The 22812-nt window shown below is 70.8% G+C and carries 21 protein-coding genes; 15 read left to right on the top strand and 6 right to left on the bottom strand.

Features of this window, described 5'->3' with window-relative positions; all coding sequences use genetic code 11:
- Positions 1-152: 152 nt before the first annotated feature.
- Together KXC43_RS14910 and KXC43_RS14905 are read left to right on the top strand one after the other, a co-directional pair.
- Positions 153-2663 carry a bifunctional FO biosynthesis protein CofGH gene (locus KXC43_RS14910; protein WP_221376653.1) on the top strand — a complete coding sequence of 837 codons (2511 nt, stop codon included), beginning with the start codon at positions 153-155 and terminating at the stop codon, positions 2661-2663.
- Between the two features lie 288 nt (positions 2664-2951).
- Positions 2952-3209: a WhiB family transcriptional regulator gene (locus tag KXC43_RS14905; protein WP_014688021.1), complete on the top strand. Its 258-nt coding sequence runs from the start codon at positions 2952-2954 to the stop codon at positions 3207-3209.
- A 13-nt stretch (positions 3210-3222) separates the two neighbouring features.
- Here the strand turns inward: KXC43_RS14905 and KXC43_RS14900 are convergent, their stop codons facing one another.
- Positions 3223-3699, bottom strand: coding sequence for a metallopeptidase family protein (locus KXC43_RS14900; protein ID WP_438870892.1), 477 nt, complete (start codon positions 3697-3699; stop codon positions 3223-3225).
- Between the two features lie 206 nt (positions 3700-3905).
- On the opposite strand from KXC43_RS14900, the gene KXC43_RS14895 reads away from it, so the two are divergent.
- A complete protein-coding gene (locus KXC43_RS14895) occupies positions 3906-4274 on the top strand; it encodes a DUF3499 domain-containing protein (RefSeq protein ID WP_221376652.1) in 369 nt (122 codons plus the stop codon).
- 12 nt (positions 4275-4286) lie between these two features.
- Here KXC43_RS14895 and KXC43_RS14890 read toward each other — a convergent pair whose 3' ends face one another.
- From KXC43_RS14890 to KXC43_RS14875, 4 genes are all read right to left on the bottom strand, one after another.
- Positions 4287-5096 carry a polysaccharide deacetylase family protein gene (locus KXC43_RS14890; RefSeq protein ID WP_221376651.1) on the bottom strand — a complete coding sequence of 270 codons (810 nt, stop codon included), beginning with the start codon at positions 5094-5096 and terminating at the stop codon, positions 4287-4289.
- A 320-nt stretch (positions 5097-5416) separates the two neighbouring features.
- A complete protein-coding gene (locus KXC43_RS14885; RefSeq protein ID WP_221376650.1) occupies positions 5417-5788 on the bottom strand; it encodes a DUF779 domain-containing protein in 372 nt (123 codons plus the stop codon).
- 3 nt (positions 5789-5791) lie between these two features.
- Positions 5792-7315, bottom strand: coding sequence for an aldehyde dehydrogenase (gene adh / locus KXC43_RS14880; protein WP_221376649.1), 1524 nt, complete (start codon positions 7313-7315; stop codon positions 5792-5794).
- Between the two features lie 142 nt (positions 7316-7457).
- Positions 7458-8756: a GAF domain-containing protein gene (locus KXC43_RS14875; protein ID WP_221376648.1), complete on the bottom strand. Its 1299-nt coding sequence runs from the start codon at positions 8754-8756 to the stop codon at positions 7458-7460.
- Between the two features lie 144 nt (positions 8757-8900).
- Here KXC43_RS14875 and KXC43_RS14870 point away from each other — a divergent pair, with 144 nt between their 5' ends.
- The 12 genes from KXC43_RS14870 (at position 8901) to hpf (ending at position 21523) form a co-directional block, all read left to right on the top strand.
- Positions 8901-10280: a phosphomannomutase/phosphoglucomutase gene (locus KXC43_RS14870; RefSeq protein ID WP_221376647.1), complete on the top strand. Its 1380-nt coding sequence runs from the start codon at positions 8901-8903 to the stop codon at positions 10278-10280.
- Positions 10281-10324: 44 nt separating this feature from the next.
- Positions 10325-10525: a Trm112 family protein gene (locus KXC43_RS14865; RefSeq protein WP_221376646.1), complete on the top strand. Its 201-nt coding sequence runs from the start codon at positions 10325-10327 to the stop codon at positions 10523-10525.
- Positions 10525-11751: an SIS domain-containing protein gene (locus tag KXC43_RS14860; protein ID WP_221376645.1), complete on the top strand. Its 1227-nt coding sequence runs from the start codon at positions 10525-10527 to the stop codon at positions 11749-11751. The genes KXC43_RS14865 and KXC43_RS14860 overlap by 1 nt, the downstream gene beginning before the upstream one ends.
- A 34-nt stretch (positions 11752-11785) precedes the next feature.
- Positions 11786-12724, top strand: a complete 939-nt coding sequence (locus KXC43_RS14855; protein WP_221376644.1) for a cation diffusion facilitator family transporter — start codon at positions 11786-11788, stop codon at positions 12722-12724.
- 10 nt (positions 12725-12734) lie between these two features.
- On the top strand, positions 12735-13922 hold the full coding sequence (gene manA / locus KXC43_RS14850; RefSeq protein WP_221376643.1) for a mannose-6-phosphate isomerase, class I: 1188 nt from the start codon (positions 12735-12737) through the stop codon (positions 13920-13922).
- Between the two features lie 410 nt (positions 13923-14332).
- On the top strand, positions 14333-15193 hold the full coding sequence (locus KXC43_RS14845; protein ID WP_221376642.1) for a DUF5753 domain-containing protein: 861 nt from the start codon (positions 14333-14335) through the stop codon (positions 15191-15193).
- 41 nt (positions 15194-15234) lie between these two features.
- Positions 15235-15438: a DUF397 domain-containing protein gene (locus KXC43_RS14840; protein WP_221376641.1), complete on the top strand. Its 204-nt coding sequence runs from the start codon at positions 15235-15237 to the stop codon at positions 15436-15438.
- 150 nt (positions 15439-15588) lie between these two features.
- Positions 15589-16278 carry an MtrAB system response regulator MtrA gene (mtrA, locus tag KXC43_RS14835; protein WP_221376640.1) on the top strand — a complete coding sequence of 230 codons (690 nt, stop codon included), beginning with the start codon at positions 15589-15591 and terminating at the stop codon, positions 16276-16278.
- A gap of 74 nt (positions 16279-16352) precedes the next feature.
- The gene (gene mtrB / locus KXC43_RS14830) at positions 16353-17996 is read left to right on the top strand and encodes an MtrAB system histidine kinase MtrB (RefSeq protein ID WP_221376657.1); all 1644 of its coding nucleotides are present in this window, start codon (positions 16353-16355) and stop codon (positions 17994-17996) included.
- Positions 17996-19810 (top strand): LpqB family beta-propeller domain-containing protein, encoded by a 1815-nt coding sequence (locus tag KXC43_RS14825; RefSeq protein ID WP_221376639.1) that lies wholly within the window; start codon positions 17996-17998, stop codon positions 19808-19810. Before mtrB ends, KXC43_RS14825 begins: the two co-directional genes overlap by 1 nt.
- Before the next feature lie 13 nt (positions 19811-19823).
- Complete coding sequence (locus tag KXC43_RS14820) at positions 19824-20633, top strand: ComF family protein (RefSeq protein WP_221376638.1); 810 nt, start codon at positions 19824-19826, stop codon at positions 20631-20633.
- A gap of 269 nt (positions 20634-20902) precedes the next feature.
- Complete coding sequence (hpf, locus tag KXC43_RS14815; RefSeq protein ID WP_221376637.1) at positions 20903-21523, top strand: ribosome hibernation-promoting factor, HPF/YfiA family; 621 nt, start codon at positions 20903-20905, stop codon at positions 21521-21523.
- Positions 21524-21546: 23 nt separating this feature from the next.
- Here the strand turns inward: hpf and KXC43_RS14810 are convergent, their stop codons facing one another.
- Positions 21547-22629, bottom strand: coding sequence for a GNAT family N-acetyltransferase (locus tag KXC43_RS14810; protein WP_308129085.1), 1083 nt, complete (start codon positions 22627-22629; stop codon positions 21547-21549).
- Between the last annotated feature and the right edge of the window lie 183 nt (positions 22630-22812).

Genomic DNA, 22812 nt, shown 5'->3' with positions numbered 1-22812 from the left:
TCTGACGCCGATGAACCCGAGGCTCTGACGCCGATGGGATCGTGGCGCCGAGGCGATAGCACCGACGACGGGGTGCGCGCAGTGGGATAGACCACGGCGCGCACCCCGTCCCGGTCGGGGCAACGCGCGCCATTCCGGCCTAGGCTGCTGGGGTGACAGAGGTCAACACGGTCGACAGTCAGCCCACGGAAGCGAGCATCCGGCGTGCCCTGCGCCGGGCGGCCGACGGCAAGGCAGTGGACGCCGGCGAGGCGACTGCCCTGCTGGCCGCGACCGGCGGGCAGTTCGACGAGCTGCTCGCGATCGCCGGCGGTATCCGCGACGCGGGCCTGCGCGAGGCCGGGCGGCCGGGCGTCGTCACGTACTCGCGCAAGGTCTTCATCCCCCTGACGCGCCTGTGTCAGGACCGATGCCACTACTGCACCTTCGCCACCGTGCCGCACCGGCTGCCCGCCGCCTTCCTCGAGCGCGACGAGGTCCTCGAGATCGCCCGTCAAGGCGCCGCCCAGGGCTGCAAGGAAGCCCTGTTCACCCTGGGTGACCGCCCCGAGGAACGCTGGCCCGCGGCCCGTCAGTGGCTCGACGAGCGCGGCTACGATTCGACCCTCGACTACGTGCGCGCCTGCGCGATCGCCGTGCTGGAAGAGACCGGCCTGCTGCCACACCTCAACCCCGGCGTGATGAGCTGGGCCGAGCTGCAGCGCCTCAAGCCGGTCGCCCCCAGCATGGGCATGATGCTCGAGACCACGGCGACCCGGCTCTGGTCCGAGCCCGGCGGCCCGCACTTCGGCTCGCCCGACAAGGAGCCGGCCGTACGCCTGCGGGTGCTCGACGACGCCGGCCGGGTGGGCGTCCCGTTCACCACCGGCATCCTGATCGGCATCGGCGAGACCCCGGCCGAGCGGGTCGACGCGCTGTTCGCAATGCGCCGTGCCGCCCGTGAGTACGGCCACATCCAAGAGATCATCATCCAGAACTTCCGCGCCAAGCCCGACACGGCGATGCGCGGCATGCCCGACGCCGAGCTGCGCGAGCTGGCCGCCACGGTGGCCGTGGGCCGCATCATCATGGGCCCGCGGGGCCGGCTGCAGGCCCCGCCCAACCTGATCGACACCGAGTTCGGCCTGTTGCTGCGGGCCGGCATCGACGACTGGGGCGGCGTCTCGCCGGTGACCCCCGACCACGTCAACCCCGAGCGCCCGTGGCCCCGGATCGACTCCTTGCGCGAGCACTCGGCGGCGGCCGGGTTCGAGCTGCGCGAACGCCTGACGATCTATCCCGAGTACGTCCGCCGCGGCAACGAGGGCTGGCTCGACCCGCGTCTGGCCGCGCACGTGGCCGCGCTGTCCGGCGAGGACGGTCTGGCCCGCGAGGACGCCGAGGTGGTCGGCCGCCCCTGGCAGGAACCCGACGACGCGTACGCCTCGGGCCGCACCGATCTCTTCGCGACGATCGACACCGAGGGCCGCTCGGGCGACCGCCGGTCCGACTTCGACGACGTCTACGGCGACTGGGACGAGGTTGCCGCTCACATCACCACCGAGGCGCCTTCCAGTCTGCCCAGGGATGTGCTCAACGGCCTCAAGCTCGCCGCGGACAACCCGGCCGCCCTCCTCGAGAAGCAGCACGAGGACGCGGCCATGGCGTTGTTCAACGCCGACGGCGAGGCCCTCGACGAGCTGGCCCGCATCGCCGACGACCTCCGCAAGCAGGTCAACGGCGACGACATCACGTACGTGGTCAACCGGAACATCAACTTCACCAACGTCTGCTACGTGGGCTGCCGGTTCTGCGCGTTCGCGCAGCGGGAGCGGGACGCCGACGCCTACCGCCTCTCGGTCGACCAGGTCGCCGACCGGGCCGAACAGGCCTGGCAGGACGGCGCCTCCGAGGTCTGCATGCAGGGCGGCATCGACCCCAAGATGCCCGTCACCGCGTACGCCGACCTGGTCCGCGCCGTCAAGCAGCGCGTTCCCGGCATGCACGTCCACGCGTACTCCCCGATGGAGATCGTCACCGCCGCGGCGAAGGCCGGCGTGCCCGTGCGCGAGTGGCTGGCCGAGCTCAAGGAGGCCGGCCTGGGCACGATCCCGGGCACCGCGGCCGAGATCCTCGACGACGACGTGCGCTGGGTGCTCACCAAGGGCAAGCTGCCCACCAGCGCCTGGGCCGACGTGGTGACCAACGCCCACCAGCTCGGGATCCGGTCGAGTTCGACCATGATGTACGGGCACGTCGACCACCCGCGGCAGTGGCTCGGCCACTTCCGGGTGCTGGCCGGCATCCAGGACGTCACCGGCGGCTTCACCGAGTTCGTGGCGTTGCCGTTCATCCACACCAACGCGCCGATCTATCTGGCCGGCCTGGCCAAGGCCGGTCCCAGCTGGCGGGAGAACCGGGTCGTCCACGCGATGGCCCGGATCCTGCTGCACGGCCGCATCGACAACATCCAGTGCTCCTGGGTGAAATTGGGCGACGACGGCACCCGGGTGATGCTCAACGGGGGTTGCAACGACCTCGGGGGCACCCTGATGGAGGAAACCATCTCCCGCATGGCCGGTTCCGAGCACGGATCGGCTCGTACGGTCGCTGAGCTCAAGGAACTTGCGGCGGCGGCCGGTCGCCCGGCGGTGGAGCGGACCACGACCTACGGTCGACGGTAGATCACAAAACGGGTTAAATTGGACGCGATGGAACGGGATCGCGTTACCTACCGGGGCTCCGGAGAGATAGGGCAGGAACGGGACCCTGTCGCGCCCGCGGGCGCGATGAGGGAAACGGGCCTATTTATCAGGTTCGGCTTGACGACGCACGTCTTACACGCGTGTAATTTCGGTGGGGTTGTGAGCTGAAGCGCAACAAAATGCGAAGTTCGCTCGCAAAAAACACGCTGCGTGCGTGGGGGGTCAGTGCCGGCATTGCTGCCGGCGCGGAAATTGGGAGGCACGCCGATGGAAGCGCAGGTTGAAGGGGTCGACCTGCTCGGGGACGCGCCCGAGTGGCAGGAACGGGCGCTGTGTTCGCAGACCGATCCGGAAGCTTTCTTCCCGGAAAAGGGGGGGTCCACCCGGGAAGCGAAGAGGATCTGCGGCCGCTGTGAGGTCAAGGCCGAGTGCCTCGAGTACGCCCTGGGGCACGACGAGCGGTTCGGCATCTGGGGTGGACTGTCCGAGCGCGAGCGCCGCAAGCTGAAGCGACGGGTGGCCTGATCGCGCTCAGCGCTCAGGACAGTTCGTCGGGATCCACCCCGAGCAGGTTGGCTACCTGCTCGATGATCACATCGTGGACGAGGTCGGCGAGGTCCTCGCGGTCCATCGCCCGGAATTCCAGCGGCCGCCGGTAGAGCACGATCCGCGGGGGGAGCTCTTGCCGGCCGGGGCGGCCGGGAAGCAGGCGGGCCAGTGGCACCTCGCCGTCCTCGAGCACGTCGGAGTCGTAGACGTTGAGGTCGGGCGGCACGTCCTCGACGGCGAACTCGACGCCGGCCAGTTCTTTCGCGTAGCGCCGTTCGAGCCCCTCGACCGTGTCGAGCACCAAGTCGTCGAAGATTTCGGCCTTGGTGCGGGCCAAGGGGACTGTGGCCGGGACGAGCCGGCCCCGCAGGCCCCGGCCGTGCCGGTCGCGACGGGCCGGATGCCCCGGGCCGGCCTTACGCGCCGGTCGCGGGTCGGTGCGGCGGCGTTCGGGACTGGTGGTCACGCCGCAACTCTAGTCCTCCGACGGTGTGACACGTTGTCAGACGTGTTTCGGCCGTGTTGATTCGCCCCTTCGGGGCGATACGGCGGTAATTCGCCCCATCGGGTGCCGCGTGTCGGGTGGGCATGACCGAATCGTGATGCATCGTGGGTCGGCGTGTCGCGGGGTTTCCGCGCCCGTGCGGGCCGCCGGAGCGATAACGTGCCGCCGTGAGGTCACCACGGCGTTGCTCCCGGAACGGCTGTCCCCGACAGGCTGTCGCCACGCTGACCTACGTCTACAGCGACTCCACGGCGGTTGTCGGCCCCCTGGCAGCCTTCGCCGAACCCCACACGTACGACCTCTGCGAGCCGCACGCCCGCAGCCTCACCGCCCCCCGGGGCTGGGAACTCGTGCGGCACGACGGCGATTTCGCCCCGCCCCCGCCCACCACCGACGACCTGGTCGCCCTGGCCGACGCCGTCCGTGAGGCGGCCCGCCCGGCCGCGCCACCCCCGCGGGCCGACGAGACAGAGCGACTCCCGGGCCATCAGACGGGCCGCAGAGGCCACTTGAGGGTCATCCCCCCGCCCCACTGAGGCCGAGGCCGGCTAGGGCAACGCGATCAGCGTGTAGCGTTTCTTGAGCCACGGAATGAGCTTCCTGTACGCGGCGATGGTGTCGGGCTGCGCGTAGTCGTGCGACAGCACGATGGCGCCCGGCCGGCAGTGCTTCTCGATCTGCCTGACCACCTTGGCCTGGTGCGCGGCGCTGGTCTCGCCCTTGCGGTGGCTCCAGTCGCGCGGGTCGACCCGCCAGTAGATCGAGGTCATCCCCAGCTGCCTGGCCGTCGAGACCAGTCGCGGCGTGAAGTTGCCACCGGGCGCCCGGAAGTATTTGATCTTCGCGCCGGGCGCGGCCCGGTGGATCGCGGCGTTGGTGCGCCCCAGGTCGGCCTGGATCTTGGACGCCGGGTCCTTGCCGATCTTCAGGCTGTGGTTCCAGGTGTGGTTGCACAGCGTGTGACCCCGGGCCACGATCTGACGAACGATCCCGGGGTGCCGCTCGACCTGCACGCCGACCAGGCAGAACGTCGCCTTCACGTGGTGCTTGGCCAGCAGGGCCAGCAGCTTGGGCGTCTCGTTCGGGTCGGGACCGTCGTCGAAGGTGAGGGCGACACCCTTGGAGCCGGTCAGCATGTGGCTGCCGGCGGGACCGCCGAAGCGCGGGTTCTTGATCGCCCGGGCCGTCGGCTTCACCGTCGGCTTCGGCTTGGCGGCCGGCGACGAGGGCGCGACTGACGAAGCGGTGAGCGTGCCGACGCTGTCCTGAGCGGACTCCGCCGACGCGCGCCCGGTCAGGCCGACGGCGATCAGCACCACGCCGAGCAGGACCGCCTTCTTGGCCCGCGACAATCGCATCAAACCCTCCCTGGACCGACCGGCTCCCGACATTGCCGTCCGGAACCCCCGGATCGCCGCGCTTCGCAGCGATTCGGCACGGTCGGGGGAGACACGACCGAGGGCCCAGGTGATGGCCCGCTGGTCGAGAGCGGTCAGAAAGCGGAGGAGGCGAAGGAGGGGGGTGGGCACGGGGTCCTCGGGGTAGGCAACACGGTCTCGGGCCGGCGACAGGGCCGCGCTGAGTGACGGCGAACCGCCGCCGCCCCTCATTGATACGGGACGACGGCGGTGCACGGATCAGTCTGTGGCCGAGATCAAAGACCGGGAAATCCCCCTTTTCAGGAGAGTTCGATCAGTTCCTGCTCGGTGAGCAGGCGCGAACGGATGAGAAAACGCACGCCCTCGGGGGCTTCCAGCGAGAAGCCGGAACCCCTTCCGGGGACCACGTCCACCGTCAGGTGGGTGTGCTTCCACAGCTCGAACTGCGAGCCCGACATCCAGAACGTGATCGGCTCGTCGACCCCGTCGATCTTCAGGGACTCGAGCAGCACATCGGACTGGCCGGTGCGGAACTCGCCCTCCAGATAGCACATCGGGGAGCTGCCGTCGCAGCACCCGCCGGACTGGTGGAACATCAGTGGACCGTGCTGCCCCCGCAGCTGCCGCATCATGTCGGCAGCCGCGGGAGTCACGTCTACGCGCGTGGCCATGGCCTAGAAGAAGCCCATCGCCTTGGGGCTGTACGAGACGAGCAGGTTCTTGGTCTGCTGGTAGTGGTCGAGCATCATCTTGTGGTTCTCGCGGCCGATGCCGGACTGCTTGTAACCACCGAACGCGGCGTGCGCCGGGTAGAGGTGGTACGAGTTCGTCCAGACCCGGCCCGCCTTGATCGCGCGACCGGCCCGGTACGCGGTGTTGATGTCCCGGGTCCACACGCCGGCGCCCAGCCCGTACAGCGTGTCGTTGGCGATCTTGATGGCGTCGGCGTAGTCGGCGAACGAGGTCACCGACACGACCGGCCCGAAGATCTCCTCCTGGAAGATCCGCATGGCGTTGTTGCCCTCGAAGATCGTCGGCTGCACGTAGTAGCCGCCGGACAGGCTGCCGCCGAGGTCGGCCCGGGCGCCGCCGGTGAGCACCTTGGCGCCCTCCTGCCGGCCGATGTCGAAGTACGACAGAATCTTCTCGAGCTGGTCGTTGGACGCCTGCGCGCCGACCTGGGTGTCGGTGTCGAGCGGGTTGCCCTGCTTGAGGTTCTCGACCCGCTTCACGCCCGCGGCCAGGAAGTCGCTGTAGATGCCCTGCTGGATGAGCGCGCGCGACGGGCAGGTGCAGACCTCGCCCTGGTTGAGCGCGAACATCGAGAAGCCCTCGAGCGACTTGTCATAGAAGTCGTCGTCGAGCCGGCTGACGTCGTCGAAGAAGATGTTCGGGCTCTTGCCGCCCAGCTCGAGGGTGACCGGGATCAGGTTCTCGGAGGCGTACTGCATGATCAGCCGGCCGGTGGTGGTCTCACCGGTGAAGGCGACCTTGGCGACCCGGTTGGACGAGGCGAGCGGCTTGCCGGCCTCGACGCCGAACCCGTTGACGATGTTGAGCACGCCCGGCGGCAGCAGGTCGGCCACGAGCGACAGCCAGTAGTGGATCGAGGCGGGCGTCTGCTCGGCCGGCTTGAGCACGACCGCGTTGCCGGCGGCCAGCGCGGGGGCGAGCTTCCAGACCGCCATCAGGATCGGGAAGTTCCACGGGATGATCTGGGCGACGACGCCGAGCGGCTCGTGGAAGTGGTAGGCGACCGTGTCGTCGTCGATCTCGCCCGCCGTGCCCTCCTGGGCCCGGATGGCGCCGGCGAAGTAGCGGAAGTGGTCGATCGCCAGCGGGATGTCAGCGGCCAGGGTCTCGCGCACCGGCTTGCCGTTCTCCCAGCACTCGGCGACCGCGAGCTTCTCCAGGTTCTGCTCCATGCGGTCGGCGATCTTGTTGAGGATGTTCGCCCGCTCGGCGGTGGAGGTGCGGCCCCACGCGTCGGCGGCGCCGTGCGCGGCGTCCAGCGCCTTCTCGACGTCCTCGGCCGTGCCCCGAGCCACCTCGCAGAAGTCCTGGCCGGTCACGGGGCTGGGGTTGGCGAAATACTGCCCCTTGGCCGGCGGCACGTACTCGCCGCCGATGAAGTGGTCGTACCGGGACTCATAGTTGACGATCGCGCCGTCGGATCCGGGCGGGGAATACACGGTCATGGCAGCCTCCGTACCTCTGGGTACGGAGGACGTTAGTTACGACCACGTTGCAACGACGTTGCAAACTGTGCACCCGGCTTCGCCTCCGGCTCGCGAGGGCTGGGCCCCCACGAGGCCGGTGTCGGGGGCGCCGAAAATGCCCTCAGCTTCGCCTCGCCATCTTCGGCGCCCCCGACACCGGCGGGCCCAGTCCGAATTCAATGTGAAGCTCGCGGACGCGGGTCAGCGCCATGGGGCGGGCTGGGGCGGTCGGGGGGAGCAGGCGTGCGTACGCCTCCCAGACTTCCAGGTCGTCGGCGCCCCACGGGGAGTGCAGCCAGGTCTGGAGCAGGGTGCGGTCACGGGCGGCCAGCAGCGCGGAGCGGAGGCGGTCGTCGACCAGGCGGCGCAGGCGCGCCACGCCCGGGGCGTCGGAGCTGGGCAGAAGCGGTCCCGCGTACGCCTCCAGCGCGTCCGCCACCCGGCCGTGCTCGAGCAGCGCGGTGACCGTACGGAAATCCGCTTCGACCTCGGCCCGCAGCCGGTAGGGCCGGGACTCCATCAGCTCGGGGCCCAGCGCCCGGCGCAGACGCGACAACTCCGCGCGTACGGTCACCGGGCTCGCGTCGTCGCCGTAGACCCCGAACGCCAGCTCGTCGCCCGTGCTGCCCTCGGGGTGGGCCAGCAGCATCACCAGCAGCTCGGAGTGGCGGCGGCCCAGGCGCCACTGCCGGCCCTCGAAGGTCAGCAACGCCTCGTTGCGCCCGAGCGCGACCACCGAGCCCGCGGTCGCCGGCGCGCTGAGATGGCCGCGTAGGTAGGCCTCGGCGGCCAGCGCGGTGGCGCGGACGAGGGCCAGGCTGTGCGGGTTGGCCAGGTGGTCGCCGCCGGTGACGTCGATGGCGCCGAGCAGCCGGCCGGTGCCCGGGTCGTGGATCGGCGCGGCGGCGCAGGTCCAGCGCTGCACACCCCGGCTGAAGTGCTCGGTCGCGAAGATCTGCAGAGGATGGTCGACGGCCAGGGCCGTGCCCGGCGCGTTGGTGCCGGCGTGGGCCTCGTCCCAGCGGGCGCCCGGCACGAAGTTCATGCGTTCGCCGGCCCGCAGCACCTTCGCCGTTCCCTCGACCCACAGCAGCCGGCCGTAGGCGTCGCACACGGCCATCAGGTGCTCGCCGTCCTCGGCCAGGCCGCCCAGCAGGTCGCGGAAGATCGGGAGCACGCGCGCCAGCGGGTGCGCGGCGCGGTAGGTCTCGAGGTCGTCGTCGCTCAGCTCGATCGGGGCGGTGGCGTCGGGCCCGGGCAGCGCGACCGCCGAGCGCCGCCATGATTCCGCGACCACCGACCGCATGGCCGGGCCGTCCTGTTTCTGCCCGGCCAGGAACAGCTCGTGGGCGCGTCCGACCTGCCGCATGCGCTCGACGGGGTCGGCGCCGGCGTCGAGGGCGAGCCACGGGTTGGGCACGGAGGCACCTCCAGACCCCCATCGTGACCCCCATCACGCTCGACGACAAGCTTTGTTCGGCTGACGCTGCATCGTTGCTGATATGCCGTTCTCCTGCCTCCGGTAATCTCGGCGGGTCACCGGCGACGGGCTCGAGGGGGAGCAGTGTCTGATCTGTCCAAGATCGTCAAGGCGTACGACGTTCGGGGAGTCGTCCCGGACCAGTTCGACGAGGCGGTTGCCCGGGCTCTCGGCACCGCGTTCGTCGAGATGTTGCGCGAGTCGGGCGACAACGCCGACGAGATCGTGACCGCGCACGACATGCGGGAATCCGGCCCCGGCCTGGCCGCCGCGTTCGCCCGGGGCGCCAACGCCGCCGGCGCCGCGGTCGTCTCCATCGGCCTGGCCTCGACCGACGAGCTCTACTACGCGTCCGGCTCGCTGGGCCTGCCCGGCGCCATGTTCACCGCCAGCCACAACCCGGCTCAATACAACGGCATCAAGCTGTGCCGCGCCGGTGCCAAGCCGGTCGGCCAGGACAGCGGCCTCGCGGTCGTCCGGCAGCGCGCCGAGGCCCTGCTCAAAGACCTGAACGCCGAGGCCGACGGCCCGTCCCGGCTCGAGACGCGCGACCTGCTCGGCGCCTACGCGGCCCATCTGCGCTCGCTGGTCGACCTGTCCGGCATCCGGCCGCTCAAGGTCATCGTCGACGCGGGCAACGGCATGGGCGGCTACACCGTCCCCGCCGTGCTGGGCGACCAGGTGCTGCCCGCACTGCCGCTCGAAATCGTGCCGATGTACTTCGAGCTCGACGGCTCGTTCCCCAACCACGAGGCCAACCCGCTCGACCCCAAGAACGTGGTCGACCTGCAGAACGCCATCCGCGAGCAGGGCGCCGACATCGGCGTCGCGTTCGACGGCGACGCCGACCGCTGCTTCATCATCGACGAGAAGGGCGACCCGGTCTCGCCCTCAGCGATCACCGCCCTCGTCGCCCGGCGCGAGCTGGCCAAGTTCCCCGGCAGCACGGTCATCCACAACCTGATCACCTCGCACGCGGTGCCCGAGATCATCACCGAGGCGGGCGGCACGCCGGTGCGCAGCCGGGTCGGCCACTCGTTCATCAAGGCCGAGATGGCCCGGTCGAACGCGGTCTTCGGCGGCGAGCACTCGGCGCACTACTACTTCCGGGACTTCTGGTTCGCCGACACCGGCATGCTCGCGGCGATGCACGTGCTCGCCGCGCTCGGCGGCCAGGACAGGCCGTTGTCCGAGTTCGCCGCCGAGTACGAGCGCTACAGCGCCTCCGGCGAGATCAACTCCACGGTGGCCGACGCCGCCGCCAAGACCGCCGAGGTGCGGGCCCACTTCGCGGGGGCCGGCTTCGACGAGCTCGACGGTCTCACCGTGCAGCTGCCCGACGGCGCCTGGTTCAACCTGCGCGCGTCCAACACCGAGCCGTTACTGCGGCTCAACGTCGAGGCCCCCAAGCCCGACCGCATGGCATCCCTGCGCGACGAAGTGCTCGCCATCGTCCGTAGTTAGGATCAGGTCGCAGTAACGCCCGCATATCTAGAAGGAGCCGCGCGGTGGCCCTCGATCCCCAGCTGTTGGACATTCTGGCCTGTCCGGACACGCATCACGCGCCGCTCACCCACGACGCCGACGCGCAGACCCTCACCTGCACCGAGTGTGGGCGCATCTTCGACATCCGCGACGACATCCCGGTGCTGTTGCTCGACGAAGCGCGCCGGCCCGGCGACGGCTCCGGCCCGGGCGGGGTGGCCTGATGGCGGGCCCGCTCGAGGGTGGCACGGCCGGCGTCGCCGGGCACCGGCACGCCGACGAGTCCCTGCTCGACGACGAGAAGTCGATGCTGGCCAACGACCCGGGCGGCATGCTGCGGGCCACGGCGTCGGCCGGCGCCCAGGTACGCGAGGCGGCCGCGCTGGCCGCCGAGACCGACCTCAGCATGCTGGCTGACGAGGGCCGGCCCCGCGCCGTTGTCGTCGCCGGCATCGGCACGGCCGGCCTCACCGGCAGCATCCTGTCGACTGTGGCCGGCCCGCGCTGCCCGGTGCCGATCATCGGCCACCGCAGCCCCGGCCTGCCCGGCTGGGTCGGGGCGGCCGACGTGGTCATCGCTGTCTCCGCCTCCGGCCGCAGTCCCGAAGCCCTGGCCGCGGCCGAGGCGGCAGCCCGTCGCGGCGCCCGCCTGGTCGCCGTGGGCAACCCCGATTCCGAGCTCGAGGCGATGGCCGCTCGGGCCCGCGCGCCGTTCTTCGCGGTTCCCCGCCGCGCACCCGCCCGGGCAAGCCTGTGGGGGCTCGCCGTGCCGGTGCTGCTCGCCGCCCGCGCGATCGGCCTGGTCAAGGTCAACGAGGCCGACCTGGCCGAGACCGCGACCCGGCTCGACGCCGACGCCGAGCGCTGCCGTCCCGGCGCCGACTCGTTCGTCAACCCGGCCAAGGCGCTGGCGCTGGGTCTGGCCGGCTCGATCCCGATCGTCTGGGGTTCCTCCCCGCTGGCCACCGTGGCCGCCCGTCGCTTCGCCGACACGCTCGCCGCGAACGCCCGCTATCCGGTGATGGCGGGCGCGCTGGGCGAGGCCGGCCGGGGCCGGGTGGGCCTGCTCGACGGCGTGTTCGGCGGGCTCGCCGAGTCGTCCCGCGACATCTTCGCCGACTCCGACACGGAAGAGACCGACGCGACCCGTCTGCGTCTCGTGCTGTTCCGCGACGGCGGGCTCAACCCCGAGGAGGACGCGGACGAGCCGGTCGCCGTCGAGGAACGCCGGGCCGACGCGGTACAGACGCTGGCCGAGCGCCGGGGCGTGCGCTGCGACGTGCTCACCGCCGAGGGTGGCTCCGCGATCGAGCGGCTCGCCTCGCTCACCGCGGTGCCCGACTTCGCCTCGCTCTATCTGGCCCTCGCGCACGGGCTCGACCCGATGGCTGTGCCGGCAATCAGTGAGATGAAAGAGCTTTCAAACCCGTTGCCCGAGGGAATGCAGTGACCGCTTCCGGCGGACGTCACTGCGGGGTAGGGGTATGAGCGCTGAAGGTGGGACCAAGGCGATCGTGGCGGCGCTCGTCGCGAACCTGGGCATCGCCGCCACCAAGTTCGTGGCCTGGTTGCTGACCAGCTCGTCGTCCATGCTGGCGGAGTCGATCCACTCGGTCGCAGACTCCGGCAACCAGCTTCTGCTGCTGCTCGGGGGCAAGCGGGCGAAGAAGCAGGCCACCCCGGAACACCCGTTCGGATACGGGCGCGAGCGCTACATCTACGCGTTCATCGTCTCGATCGTGCTGTTCAGCCTGGGTGGTCTGTTCGCGCTCTACGAGGCGTGGCACAAGATCAGTGAGCCGCATCCCATCGAGAGCTGGCAGTGGGTGCCGATCGTCGTGCTGCTGTTCGCGATCGGACTCGAGACCTATTCGTTCCGGACGGCGATCAGAGAGTCCAACCGCACCCGGGGCAACACGTCCTGGGTCGACTTCGTGCGCCGGGCCAAGGCGCCCGAACTGCCGGTGGTGCTGCTCGAGGACTCGGGCGCGCTGCTCGGCCTGATCTTCGCGTTCTTCGGTGTGGCGCTGACCCTGATCACCGGGAACGGCGTCTGGGACGGCGTGGGCACCGCGGCCATCGGCCTGCTGCTGGTCGGCATCGCGGCGATCCTGGCTGTCGAGACGAAGAGCCTGCTGCTGGGCGAGGGCGCCGACCCCGAGGCCACCCGGCGCATCGAAGCGGCCGTGCTGGCCGGCGAGGGCATCGAGCGGATCATCCACATGAAGACGCTGCACCTGGGGCCGGAGGAGCTCCTGGTCGCCGTCAAGATCGCCGTGCCGGGTTCGGAGCGGGCCGACGAGGTGGCCCGCCACATCGACGAGACCGAGATCCGCATCCGCGAGGCGGTGCCGATCGCCCGGGTGATCTACATCGAGCCGGACATCTACCGTCCGGCAGAGTCGACGGTCACGCCCGGGTAGTTTCACGACCATGAGCGTTCTTCCGCTGACCGGGGTCGTCCGCCCGTACGCCTGGGGCTCCCGCACCCTCATCGCCGAGCTTCAGGGCCGGCCCGCCCCCACCGACGAGCCGGAGGCTGAACTGTGGCTGGGCGCCCACCCGGGCGACCCGGCCACAGTCGCCGCCAAGGACGGGCCCGTCAGCCTGGAGGCGCTCATCGCGGGCGACCCCAAGGGCCAGCTGGGCGAGCCGGTGCTCGAGGCGTTCGGGCCGCGCCTGCCCTTCCTGCTCAAGGTACTGGCGGCGGCGGCGCCGCTGTCGCTGCAGGCGCACCCCGACCTGGAGTACGCGAAGCAGGCGTACGCCCGGCAGGAGGCCGATTCCAGCTTGCCCAGGAACTACACCGACGCCAACCACAAGCCCGAGATGCTGGTGGCGATCACACCGTTCGAGGCGCTGTGCGGCTTCCGTGAGCCCGCCGTCGCGGCCGAGGCGCTGGACGCGTTCGGCCTCGCGTCGCTGGCCCCGGTGGTCGAGGCGCTGCGTGGCGGAGATCTGCGCACCGCCGTGCGGAGCCTGCTGACGTGGCCCGCGGACGGCCGTGACCAGCTGGGCGGCGTGGTCGCGGCGGCAGCCCAGCGAGCCGGCAGCCACCACCCGCAGGCGGCCTCGCTGGCGCTGGCGGCCGATCTGGCTCAGCACTATCCGGGCGACCCCGGCGTGCTGGTGGCGCTGCTGCTCAACCACGTGCGCCTGGCTCCGGGCGAGGCGATCTGGATGCCCGCCGGCAACCTGCACGCCTACCTGCGGGGCGCCGGCGTCGAGCTGATGGCGGCCAGCGACAACGTGCTGCGCGGGGGCCTGACGCCCAAGCGGGTCGACGTGGACGAGCTGCTCAATGTGCTGCGCTTCGAGGTCCTCGACGACCCGATCCTGCGCAGCACCGAGGTCGCCCCGGGCGTCTCCGCCTGGCCGGTGCCGATTCCCGACTTCCAGCTGCTGCGGGTCGAGCTCGACGGCGCCCGTCCGCCCGTCGAGGTGCCCGCCACGGGCCCGCGCATCATCCTGGCCACGGCGGGGGACGTCTTCGTGGGGGAGAGCGTGGACGGCACCCCGGTCGAGCTGACGCCCGGCACGGCCGCCTACGCCTCGGCCGGCGCCGGCGCCATCAAGGTGGCCGGCACCGGCCAGGCCTTCGTGGCTGCCGTCCCCGCCTGATCCCGCTCCCCGCTTCTGCGCACCGGCTGGCTACGCGTGAACCCCTTCAAAATAGGAAATTTCCGGATTTGCTTGACAGGCATGTGTGCGGAGTGTGAATCTATAAACACGCAGCGTCATTGGTGATCGGGGGGTCCCACGGACGCGCGCGGTACCAAACCGGGGGGATGAACGGGGCGGTGGGTCCAGGCCCGCCGTCCCGTTCGCTATGTTCCGCCAGGGTGGGTCAAGCATGGGCCGGGGCCCGTCCGCAGAGATGCGGGCGGGCCCCGTTTCCGGGTCGGTGGTGTTTGCCGCCACCCCGAGCCCGTGGTCCGTTTCCATTACGGCACGATGTCTGACCTGCATGCAAGTGCATAGGGTGGGGTGCAAGTTGCAGACAGCGACGGGTGCACCGTTATGGTGTTCTCGTGGCTAGGGCGACGTCGACCGCACGACGCGAGCTCGGGAACGAGCTGCGCCGTCTTCGTGCCGACCGCCGGGCGGCCGATGTCGCCACCGCGCTGGGCTGGTCCGAGTCGAAGCTGAGCCGCATCGAGACGGCGCACACCGGCATCACGGAGCCCGACCTCGACCGTCTTCTCACCTCGTACGGCGTACGCGTGGAAGACCGTGACCGCCTCCGTGAGCTGGCCCGCCGGGGCCGCGCCCGCGCCTGGTGGGCGCCCTACCGGTCCTCGGTCCCCGACCCGTACGACGAATATGTCGCCCTCGAGGCCGAGGCCGTGCTCATCAGCGAGTGGGAGCCGCAGGTCGTCCCCGGCCTGCTCCAGACCGACGAGTACGCGCGCGCCGTGATCGAGGTCGGGGCCGATGTCGGCGCCGCCGAGACCATCCAGCGCCGCCTCGCGCTGCGCATGGCCCGCCAGGCCGTGCTGACCCGCGACCCCACCCCGGTCCTGCGCATCGTTCTCGACGAGGCCGTGCTCCACCGCGAGGTCGGCGGCCCCGAGGTGCTGCGCCGCCAGCTGGCCCGGCTGATCGAGGCGAGCGAGCGCCCCGGCGTCGAGCTCCTGGTGCTCCCGTTCACCGCCGGCGCCCACGCGGGCATGACCGAGCCGTTCATGGTTCTCGAGTTCGAGGCGGGCACGCGGGCCTCGGTCGTGCACAGCGAGGGCCTCACGGGCGGTCTCTTCCGGGTGAAGCCGGCCGATGTCGACGTCTACCGCGATGCCCTCTCCGACCTGCGGGAACGCGCGATGTCGGCAGAGATGAGCCGAACGGCCATCGCTGAAAGGGAGGAAGCGCTCCGCCTTCAGACCGCATCGTGAGCTGAAATGGAGGCGCACAACCTCCTGGAAGGGGACCCACGATGCAGGACGCCACTCTCACCTGGCGCAAGAGCACTCGAAGCGGAGCCGCCGGCCACTGCGTCGAGGTCGCGACCGTTCCGTCGACCGTGCTGATGCGCGACTCGAAGGACGTCGCCGGCCCGGTGCTCGCGTTCGGCGACACCAATTGGGCCGGGTTCATCGCCGGCGTGCGGGACGGGGAGTTCGACCGGCCCCGCGCCTGACCATGAAGGGCGGCCTCCTGCCGGGGCCGCCCTTTTAGTCCGGCCTGCCGCATGTATCCCGACTTCCGGTCCCTTAAGCTGAGACTTGTTTTACGCAAGATCGCCCCCGGGGTACGTGGGGTTCGGGAGGACAGTGCAATATTGGACCGCATGAGAGCCCGGGTACTCGTCGTCGATGACGATCCAGCGCTGGCCGAGATGCTCGGCATCGTCCTGCGGAGCGAGGGCTTCCTGCCTTCCTTCGTGGCCGACGGGGAACGCGCTCTGGCCGCCTTCCGGGAAAATCGGCCCGACATCGTGCTGCTCGACCTGATGCTGCCCGGCATGAGCGGGATCGACGTGGCCCGGGCGATCCGCGCCGAGTCCGGCATTCCGATCGTCATGCTGACCGCCAAGAGCGACACGGTCGACGTGGTCCTCGGCCTCGAGTCGGGCGCCGACGACTACGTGGTCAAGCCGTTCAAGCCCAAGGAGCTGGTGGCCCGCATGCGCGCCCGGCTGCGGCGGGGCGAGGACGCGGCGCCCGAGATGCTGACCATCGGCCCGCCCGGCAACCAGATCACCATCGACGTGCCGGCGCACACCGTCGCCCGCGACAGCGAGGAGGTCAAGCTCACCCCGCTCGAGTTCGACCTGCTGGTGGCCCTGGCCCGCAAGCCACGTCAGGTCTTCACCCGCGAGGTGCTGCTCGAGCAGGTGTGGGGTTACCGGCACGCCGCCGACACCCGGTTGGTCAACGTCCACGTGCAGCGGCTGCGCGCCAAGATCGAGCCGGATCCGGAACGACCGGAGATCATCCTGACCGTCCGGGGGGTCGGGTACAAGGCCGGCACCGGATAAGCAGCGCGAGCGGCTAACCTTGCCGCGTGCGCGCTCCGGCCTGGCTTCCGCTTCCGGTCCGCCGCATCCTGCGGGTGGTGCGGCGTTACTGGCGTGTCCTCGTGCGCCGGTTCTCGGTCTGGGCGTCCCCGGCCCACCGCGCCTGGCGCCGCTCGCTGCAGCTGCGGGTCGTCACGCTCACCCTGGTCGCGTCCAGTCTGCTGGTCGCCGCGTTCGGCTGGTTCATCGCCGACCGCAGCGCCAAGATCCTGCTCAGCCGGGCCCAGGACGAGGTCCAGGTCTCGATGCGCAACAAGGTCGGGTACGCGGAACAGCAGCTCACCGTGCACCCGCAGGCGCGCGATCCGCGGCTGCCGTACACCTTCACCACGATCGTCGGGCAGCTGGCCGACGGCGACCCGGCCGAGTCCGGCGGCTCGGTGGTGTCGATGCGGGCCGGCCAGAATCCGGAGCTGCCGTCGATCACCTCGCCCAACGTCCCCACCGAGGAGCTGATCACCGCCGACCTGGTGCGCCGGGTCTCCGACGACGGCAAGGTGGCCAACCAGATCGTCACCGCCCGGGTCAACGGGCACACTACGAAATACCTGGTCACCGGCTCGCCCGTGCCCACCAGCTTCGGCCACGTCGAGCTCTATTACATGGTGCCGCTGACCACTGAGGACAGCGCGGCCAACCAGATCCGCACGACCGTGCTGGCCACCGGTCTGGCCCTGGTCATCATGCTCGGGGTGATCGCCGGCCTGGTGACCCGGCTGGTCGTGACTCCCGTCCGGGTCGCCGCCCGCACGGCCCAGCGGCTCAGCGCCGGCCTGCTCGACCAGCGTATGAAGGTCGACGGCGAGGACGATCTGGCCCTGCTCGCGGCGTCCTTCAACCAGATGGCGGCCAACCTCCAGCGCCAGATCGTGCGGCTGGAAGAGCTGTCCCGCCTCCAGCGCCGGTTCACCTCCGACGTGTCCCACGAGTTGCGTACGCCCCTGACCACCGTCCGCATGGCGGCCGACCTGATCTTCTCCGAGCGCGACGAGTTCGACCCGGCGGTGGCCCGCAGCGCCGAGCTGCTCCAGGCCGAACTCGACCGGTTCGAAAGCCTGCTGACCGACCTGCTCGAGATCAGCCGCTTCGACGCCGGGTTCGCCGCCCTCGACGCCGAGCACACCGACCTGGTGCCGATCGTCGAGCGGGTCGCCGACCGGCTGACCGGCCTGGCCGAGCGGGTGGGGGTCGAGATCGAGCTGCGCCTGCCCGACACGCCGGTCATCGCCGAGGTCGATCCCCGCCGGGTCGAGCGGGTGCTGCGCAACCTGGTCGGCAACGCGGTCGAGCACGGCGAGGCCAAGCCGGTGCAGGTCACCCTGGCCAGCGACGACGCGGCGGTGGCGGTCACCGTGCGCGACCACGGCATCGGTCTCAAGCCGGGCGAGGAACGCCTGGTCTTCAACCGGTTCTGGCGGGCCGACCCGTCCCGGGCGCGGCAGACCGGCGGCACCGGCCTCGGCCTGTCGATCAGCGCCGAGGACGCGCGTCTGCACGGCGGCTGGCTCGAGGCCTGGGGCGCGCCCGGCGAGGGCGCCCAGTTCCGGCTCACCCTGCCGGTGCGTTCCGGCGACAGGCTGCTGGCCGCGCCGCTCCCGTTGATCCCGCGCGACCGGGCCTCGGCGCTGCCGGCGCCGGAAGAGGCGGCGGCCGAGGAAGTGAAGGCGGAGGTGGTCTGATGAGGCGCCTGCTCTGCACGGTCGCGGTGGTGGCCACGATGCTGGCCGGTGGCTGCGGCATCCCGGCCGAGAGCGATGTGACGATCCTCGGCGACGGCCCGCCCAGCGGCGTGTCGGTCGACGACGACGGCAGCCCGCCTGTCCAGTACGCCCGTCAGGACACCACCGACCTGGAAGAGTTCGCCGACAACTACCTGGAGGCGGCGGCCGGCGACCCGGAGACGGCGCTCAACCGGGTCAAGGCGTTCCAGGCCCCCGAACTGGCCAACCGGTTCCCGACCGGCAACGACATCAAGGTCATCCGCGAGACGGAACGACCGCTCTACTCGCCGGGCGACTCCGAGATCACGTTCATCGTGCAGGTCGTCGGCACGCTACGGGCCAACGGCGTGCTCCAGCCGGCCGACACCACGTCGTCCCCCACCCAGTACAAGCTGCGCATCGGCGAGATCGCGGGCGAGGACGGGCTGTTCGTGCTGAACGCTCCGCAGGCCATGCTGATGACCGACGAGACGCTCAACCTGTTCTACCAGCGCCGCACGATCTACTGGTGGAACAACGAGAACACCGCGCTCGTGCCCGACCTGCGCTATATGCCGCGCAGCGTGCCCACCGTGCAGCAGCCCACCACTATCCTCGGCTGGCTCACCGGCTCGCCCGCGCCCTGGCTCAGCGACGCCGTCAACAGTCTGCCCACGGGCACCCAGGCCGCCGACAACGTCCCGGCGATCACCAACGACACGCTGGAGATCAGGCTCAACGACAAGGCCGTCCCGCAGGGCGCCGACCCGGAGGCCCTCGACCGGCTGCGCCGCCAGTTGCAGTGGTCGATGCAGCCGGTGCCGCGCACGATCTCGATCGCCATCGGCCGCAACGAGCCGGTGCCCGTCACCGATGGTGAATTCTTTGAGAGCAACCGGGCGTACCGTCTCGACGAGGACCCGGAGCGGTTCGCGATCCTGGGCGGCGGCATCCGGCGGCTGAAGGGCTCGCCGCGGGCCGACGAGGACGTGCCGGTGATCAAGCCGGCGGCCAACCGCGACATCGCCTCGGCCGCGATCAGCGCGTCGCCGACCCGGGCCTACATCGCCGTGGTGACCGGCCCCGAGGGGCAGCGAAGGCTGCGGGTGGCCGACGCCCCGCTGGGTGAGCAGGCCGACATCACCGAGGTGGTCGGGCTCTCCGGCCGGCTCGGCACCCCGGTCTGGGCCCAGCTGCCCGCCGGTGGCGAGGCCACCCGGACGATCGGGCTGATCACGATGAACGGCCACGTCTACGCGTTCGGCGGCGCCGGCTCGCGGGCCCAGCGGGTGGAGTGGCAGGGCGATCCCGGCCCGGTCACCGCGCTCTCGGTGGCGCCCGACGGGCACCGGCTGGCCGTGGTCAGCGGCGGGCGGCTCTATCGCGCGGCGCTCAACACCAGCGGCGACGGCATCACGCTGGGCCTGCCCGAACAGGTTCTGCCGCCCACCCTCAGGGTCGTGACCGCGGTCGCCTGGAGCAGCGAGGACTACCTGGTGGTCGCCGGCGCCCGGCGCGACAACCGCTATGCGGTGCTCGACGTGACCGTCGACGGGGCGCTCTCCACGGTCCGGCTCGACGACATCGGCGCCGAGCGGGTGACGTTCCTGTCGGCGTACCCCTCCAATCCGGTGAACGGCACCGAGCGTTCCTCGTCGGAGTCGTACGTGGCGGGCGGCGAGGCCTGGGATGTGCTGAGCGCACCGGACCGCATCACCTCGTCGCGTCTGGCCGGCCCGCCGGTGCCACCCCAGTCCGACGCCGTCCCGACCGCCCCGTTCTTCCTCGACTGAGCCGGACGTGCGCATGGCCGGCCTGCTGGGCGATCTAGCCGATCTCGTGCTGCCGGCCCCGTGCGCCGGCTGTGCGGCCGAGCGGGTGCCCCTGCGGTACGGCGTGTGCGCGGCCTGTGCCGCCGGGCTCGAGGCGTTGCGGCCCTTCCGGCGGGCGCCGGAGCCGGCGTCGTCCGGACTGCCCGCCTGTGTGGCGGTGGGGGCGTACGAGGGCCCGATGCGCGGCGCGCTGCTGGCCTACAAGGAGAAGGGCCGGCATCGGCTCGCCCAGCCACTCGGCAGCCTGCTGGCCGTGGCGGTGACCCGGCTCGCGCCCAGGAACCGGCCGGTGACACTCGTGCCCGTGCCGTCGACGGCCGCCGCGGCGCGCGAGAGGCACGGCGATCACATGTTGCGTCTGGCCGCACACACCGTGCGGCGGTTACGCGCCGCCGGTTGGGAGGCTGATATCAGTCCTCAGCTCGAAGCGTTACCTCGTCCCGACTCTACGTCACTGAGCGTGGCTGGTCGGCGCGCCGCAGCTGAGGATTCGCTGCGAATTCGGCGGGCCCGAATCGGCGTTCCGCGGCGCACCGCGCCCCGGAAAGGCACGCTGGTGGTAGTCGATGACATCGTCACCACCGGAGCCACGCTGGCCGCGGTGACGCGTCGGCTCGAGGAGGCAAAGATGCAGGTCGATGGGGCTGCGGTGTTGGCCGCGACACAACTCCGCGGAACGTCTACTTCCGGTTTCGGCGGTTTCCCGCCTGACGGCACAGAAAAGGTGAACCTCGGGCATCTGGTATCCCGAACGAGGGGTGACGCGGGAGCATCGGCACGTTAGCGTCTTGGTGACGAGGGTATGAGATCCGTCTCGACCCGCTCCATCCTCCAGGCGCAGCGCGTCCGCGATCCGCCGCACCGGAAAGGAGTCGTCCCCTTCGCGATTGGTCACGCACGGTGAGTTGACCATCAGGCCGACCACGGCGTCACCGCGCAGAATTCACCGCCGCATCATCACCACGGCATCATCACCACCGCGTCGCAGTTCGGCGCCCCCGGCACCCCGTCGATCGGGCGCCTGCAAGACAGAAACGTTGGGGGAGGTCACGAGTGGACATTGTCGTCAAGGGCCGCAACGTAGAGGTTCCCGACCACTATCGGGAACACGTCGCCGACAAGCTGAGCAAGGTCGAGCGTTACGACCAGAAGCTGATCCGGGCCGACGTCGAACTGTTTCACGAGCGCAATCCGCGCCAGTCCGACAACTGCCAGCGAGTTGAGATCACCGTCGTGACGAAAGGCCCGGTCATTCGAGCCGAGGCCTGCGCGAAGGACTTCTACGCAGCCCTGGACTGCGCCATCACCAAACTCGACGGCCGGCTGCGGCGTTCCGCCGACCGCCGCCGGGTGCACCGAGGGCGTCACGCGCCCCTCTCGGTCGCAGCGGCCACCGCCGGTCTGCCCACCGATCTGAGCCTGGCCCAAACGGCCGAGGAGACCTCAACGGTCGCCACCGCCCTCGCGGAACACGACGAGGACCTGCCGTGGCGCATCGTGCGGGAGAAGGAACATCCCGCTGATCCCATGACCGTCGACGACGCCCTCTTCCAGATGGAGCTCGTCGGCCACGACTTCTACCTGTTCCTCGACAAGGACAGCGGTCGCCCCAGCGTCGTCTACCGCCGGCGTGGCTACGACTACGGCATCCTGTCGCTCGGAACCACGGGCTAGTCACCCGAATCAGCCGGGGGCCTTCAGTCCAGGAGGTCCTCGGCGAGGAGGACGTACTGCACGTCGTCGGCCCGCTTCCCGGCCGGGCCGGGCAGCCGCGCCCGTAAGTAAGCCTCCCGGTGGAATCTCGCCTTCTCGAGCACGCGCTGCGAGGCCACGTTGTCCGGCGCCGCGCCGGCGATCAGCCGCACCACGTCGGTCTCGGCGAAGACCCACAGCGACAGCAGCTGGGCGGCCCGGGTCGGAAAACCTCGTCCGCGGTACGCCGGGAGCATGCTGTAGCCGATCATGGCCTGCTGCGTGAACGGGTCGTCGTAGAAGAGCCCGATGTCGCCGACCGGCTCGCCCGTGACCGCGTCCTCGATCACCAGGTCGGCGCGTGTGCCGCCGAGCCACTGTGTCTCGGCCCGGTCGCACCGCCGGCGGATCCGCTCCGCAGTCGGCGGGTCCGGCGGCACGCTCGTCGCGATCACCTCGGGCAGATTGAGCAGTTCGGTGAGGAAGTCGTAGTCGCCCGGCCCGAGCGGCCGCAGGCGCACCACGCCGTCGGAGAGCTCACCGCCGGGCAGATCCGGCAGCAGCCGCGGCTCGGGCGTCTCCGGGTCGCCGGCGAGGCGGGCGAAGACCACCATGTCGTCCCGGGCGCCGTCGCGGCCGGGCTGAGCGCCGCGGCGCAGCCCCTCGCGCCGGAAGGCGGCGGCCATGGCGACCCGCTGGCTGACCGGGTTGTCCAGGTGGGTGAGCAGCTCGAGCCGCTCCAAGCCGTGGCCCAGCGCATGCGTGCTCAGCGCCCGCAGCGCCGCCGTGGCCACGCCGCGCTGCCGCGCCCACGGTCCCACCCAGTAGCCGACCTCGGCCTGCCGGCGGATCGGCACCACCTTGTCGACGCCGATGCCGCCGAGCAGCTCGTCGGTCTCCGGATCGGCGATGGCGTAGAGCGCGCCGCCCTCGGCCGAGGTGGCCACGACGTGCTCGGCGAGGTAGCGCTCGGCATGCGCGACCGTGTACGGCGACGGCAGTGGCGGCAGGAAGCGCCGCGAGAGCGGGTCGTCGAATGCGGCGGCCAGCGCGTCGGCGTCGTCGGCGCGAAACGCCCGAAGGCGCACGCCGGTGCCGTTGATCTTCGCTATGGTCTCGCCCTCTCTCGTTCTCCCGGCCTATCCTGCCGGAATGGCTCCGCTCTGAGCGAACTTGATGCGAAGTTTCCCACCGTTTGTGCGGTTAACCCGAGGCTCGGGTCACAGCTCCGGCCGAGGGGTGCCTACGATGGTTCGGCAGACTGTCTAGGG

The organism is Paractinoplanes polyasparticus, from assembly GCF_019710575.1.
Classification (GTDB): domain Bacteria; phylum Actinomycetota; class Actinomycetes; order Mycobacteriales; family Micromonosporaceae; genus Actinoplanes; species Actinoplanes polyasparticus.
This window is presented reverse-complemented; position numbering and strand designations above follow the sequence as displayed.

Coding starts and splice junctions, on each gene's coding strand:
- KXC43_RS14905 (WP_014688021.1), top strand. CDS start 2,952: ATGGAAGCGCAGGTTGAAGGGGTCGACCTGCTCGGGGACGCGCCCGAG.
- KXC43_RS14890 (WP_221376651.1), bottom strand. CDS start 5,096: ATGCGATTGTCGCGGGCCAAGAAGGCGGTCCTGCTCGGCGTGGTGCTG.
- KXC43_RS14885 (WP_221376650.1), bottom strand. CDS start 5,788: ATGGCCACGCGCGTAGACGTGACTCCCGCGGCTGCCGACATGATGCGG.
- adh (WP_221376649.1), bottom strand. CDS start 7,315: ATGACCGTGTATTCCCCGCCCGGATCCGACGGCGCGATCGTCAACTAT.
- KXC43_RS14860 (WP_221376645.1), top strand. CDS start 10,525: ATGGCGGGCCCGCTCGAGGGTGGCACGGCCGGCGTCGCCGGGCACCGG.
- KXC43_RS14855 (WP_221376644.1), top strand. CDS start 11,786: ATGAGCGCTGAAGGTGGGACCAAGGCGATCGTGGCGGCGCTCGTCGCG.
- manA (WP_221376643.1), top strand. CDS start 12,735: ATGAGCGTTCTTCCGCTGACCGGGGTCGTCCGCCCGTACGCCTGGGGC.
- KXC43_RS14840 (WP_221376641.1), top strand. CDS start 15,235: ATGCAGGACGCCACTCTCACCTGGCGCAAGAGCACTCGAAGCGGAGCC.
- mtrA (WP_221376640.1), top strand. CDS start 15,589: ATGAGAGCCCGGGTACTCGTCGTCGATGACGATCCAGCGCTGGCCGAG.
- KXC43_RS14825 (WP_221376639.1), top strand. CDS start 17,996: ATGAGGCGCCTGCTCTGCACGGTCGCGGTGGTGGCCACGATGCTGGCC.
- KXC43_RS14820 (WP_221376638.1), top strand. CDS start 19,824: ATGGCCGGCCTGCTGGGCGATCTAGCCGATCTCGTGCTGCCGGCCCCG.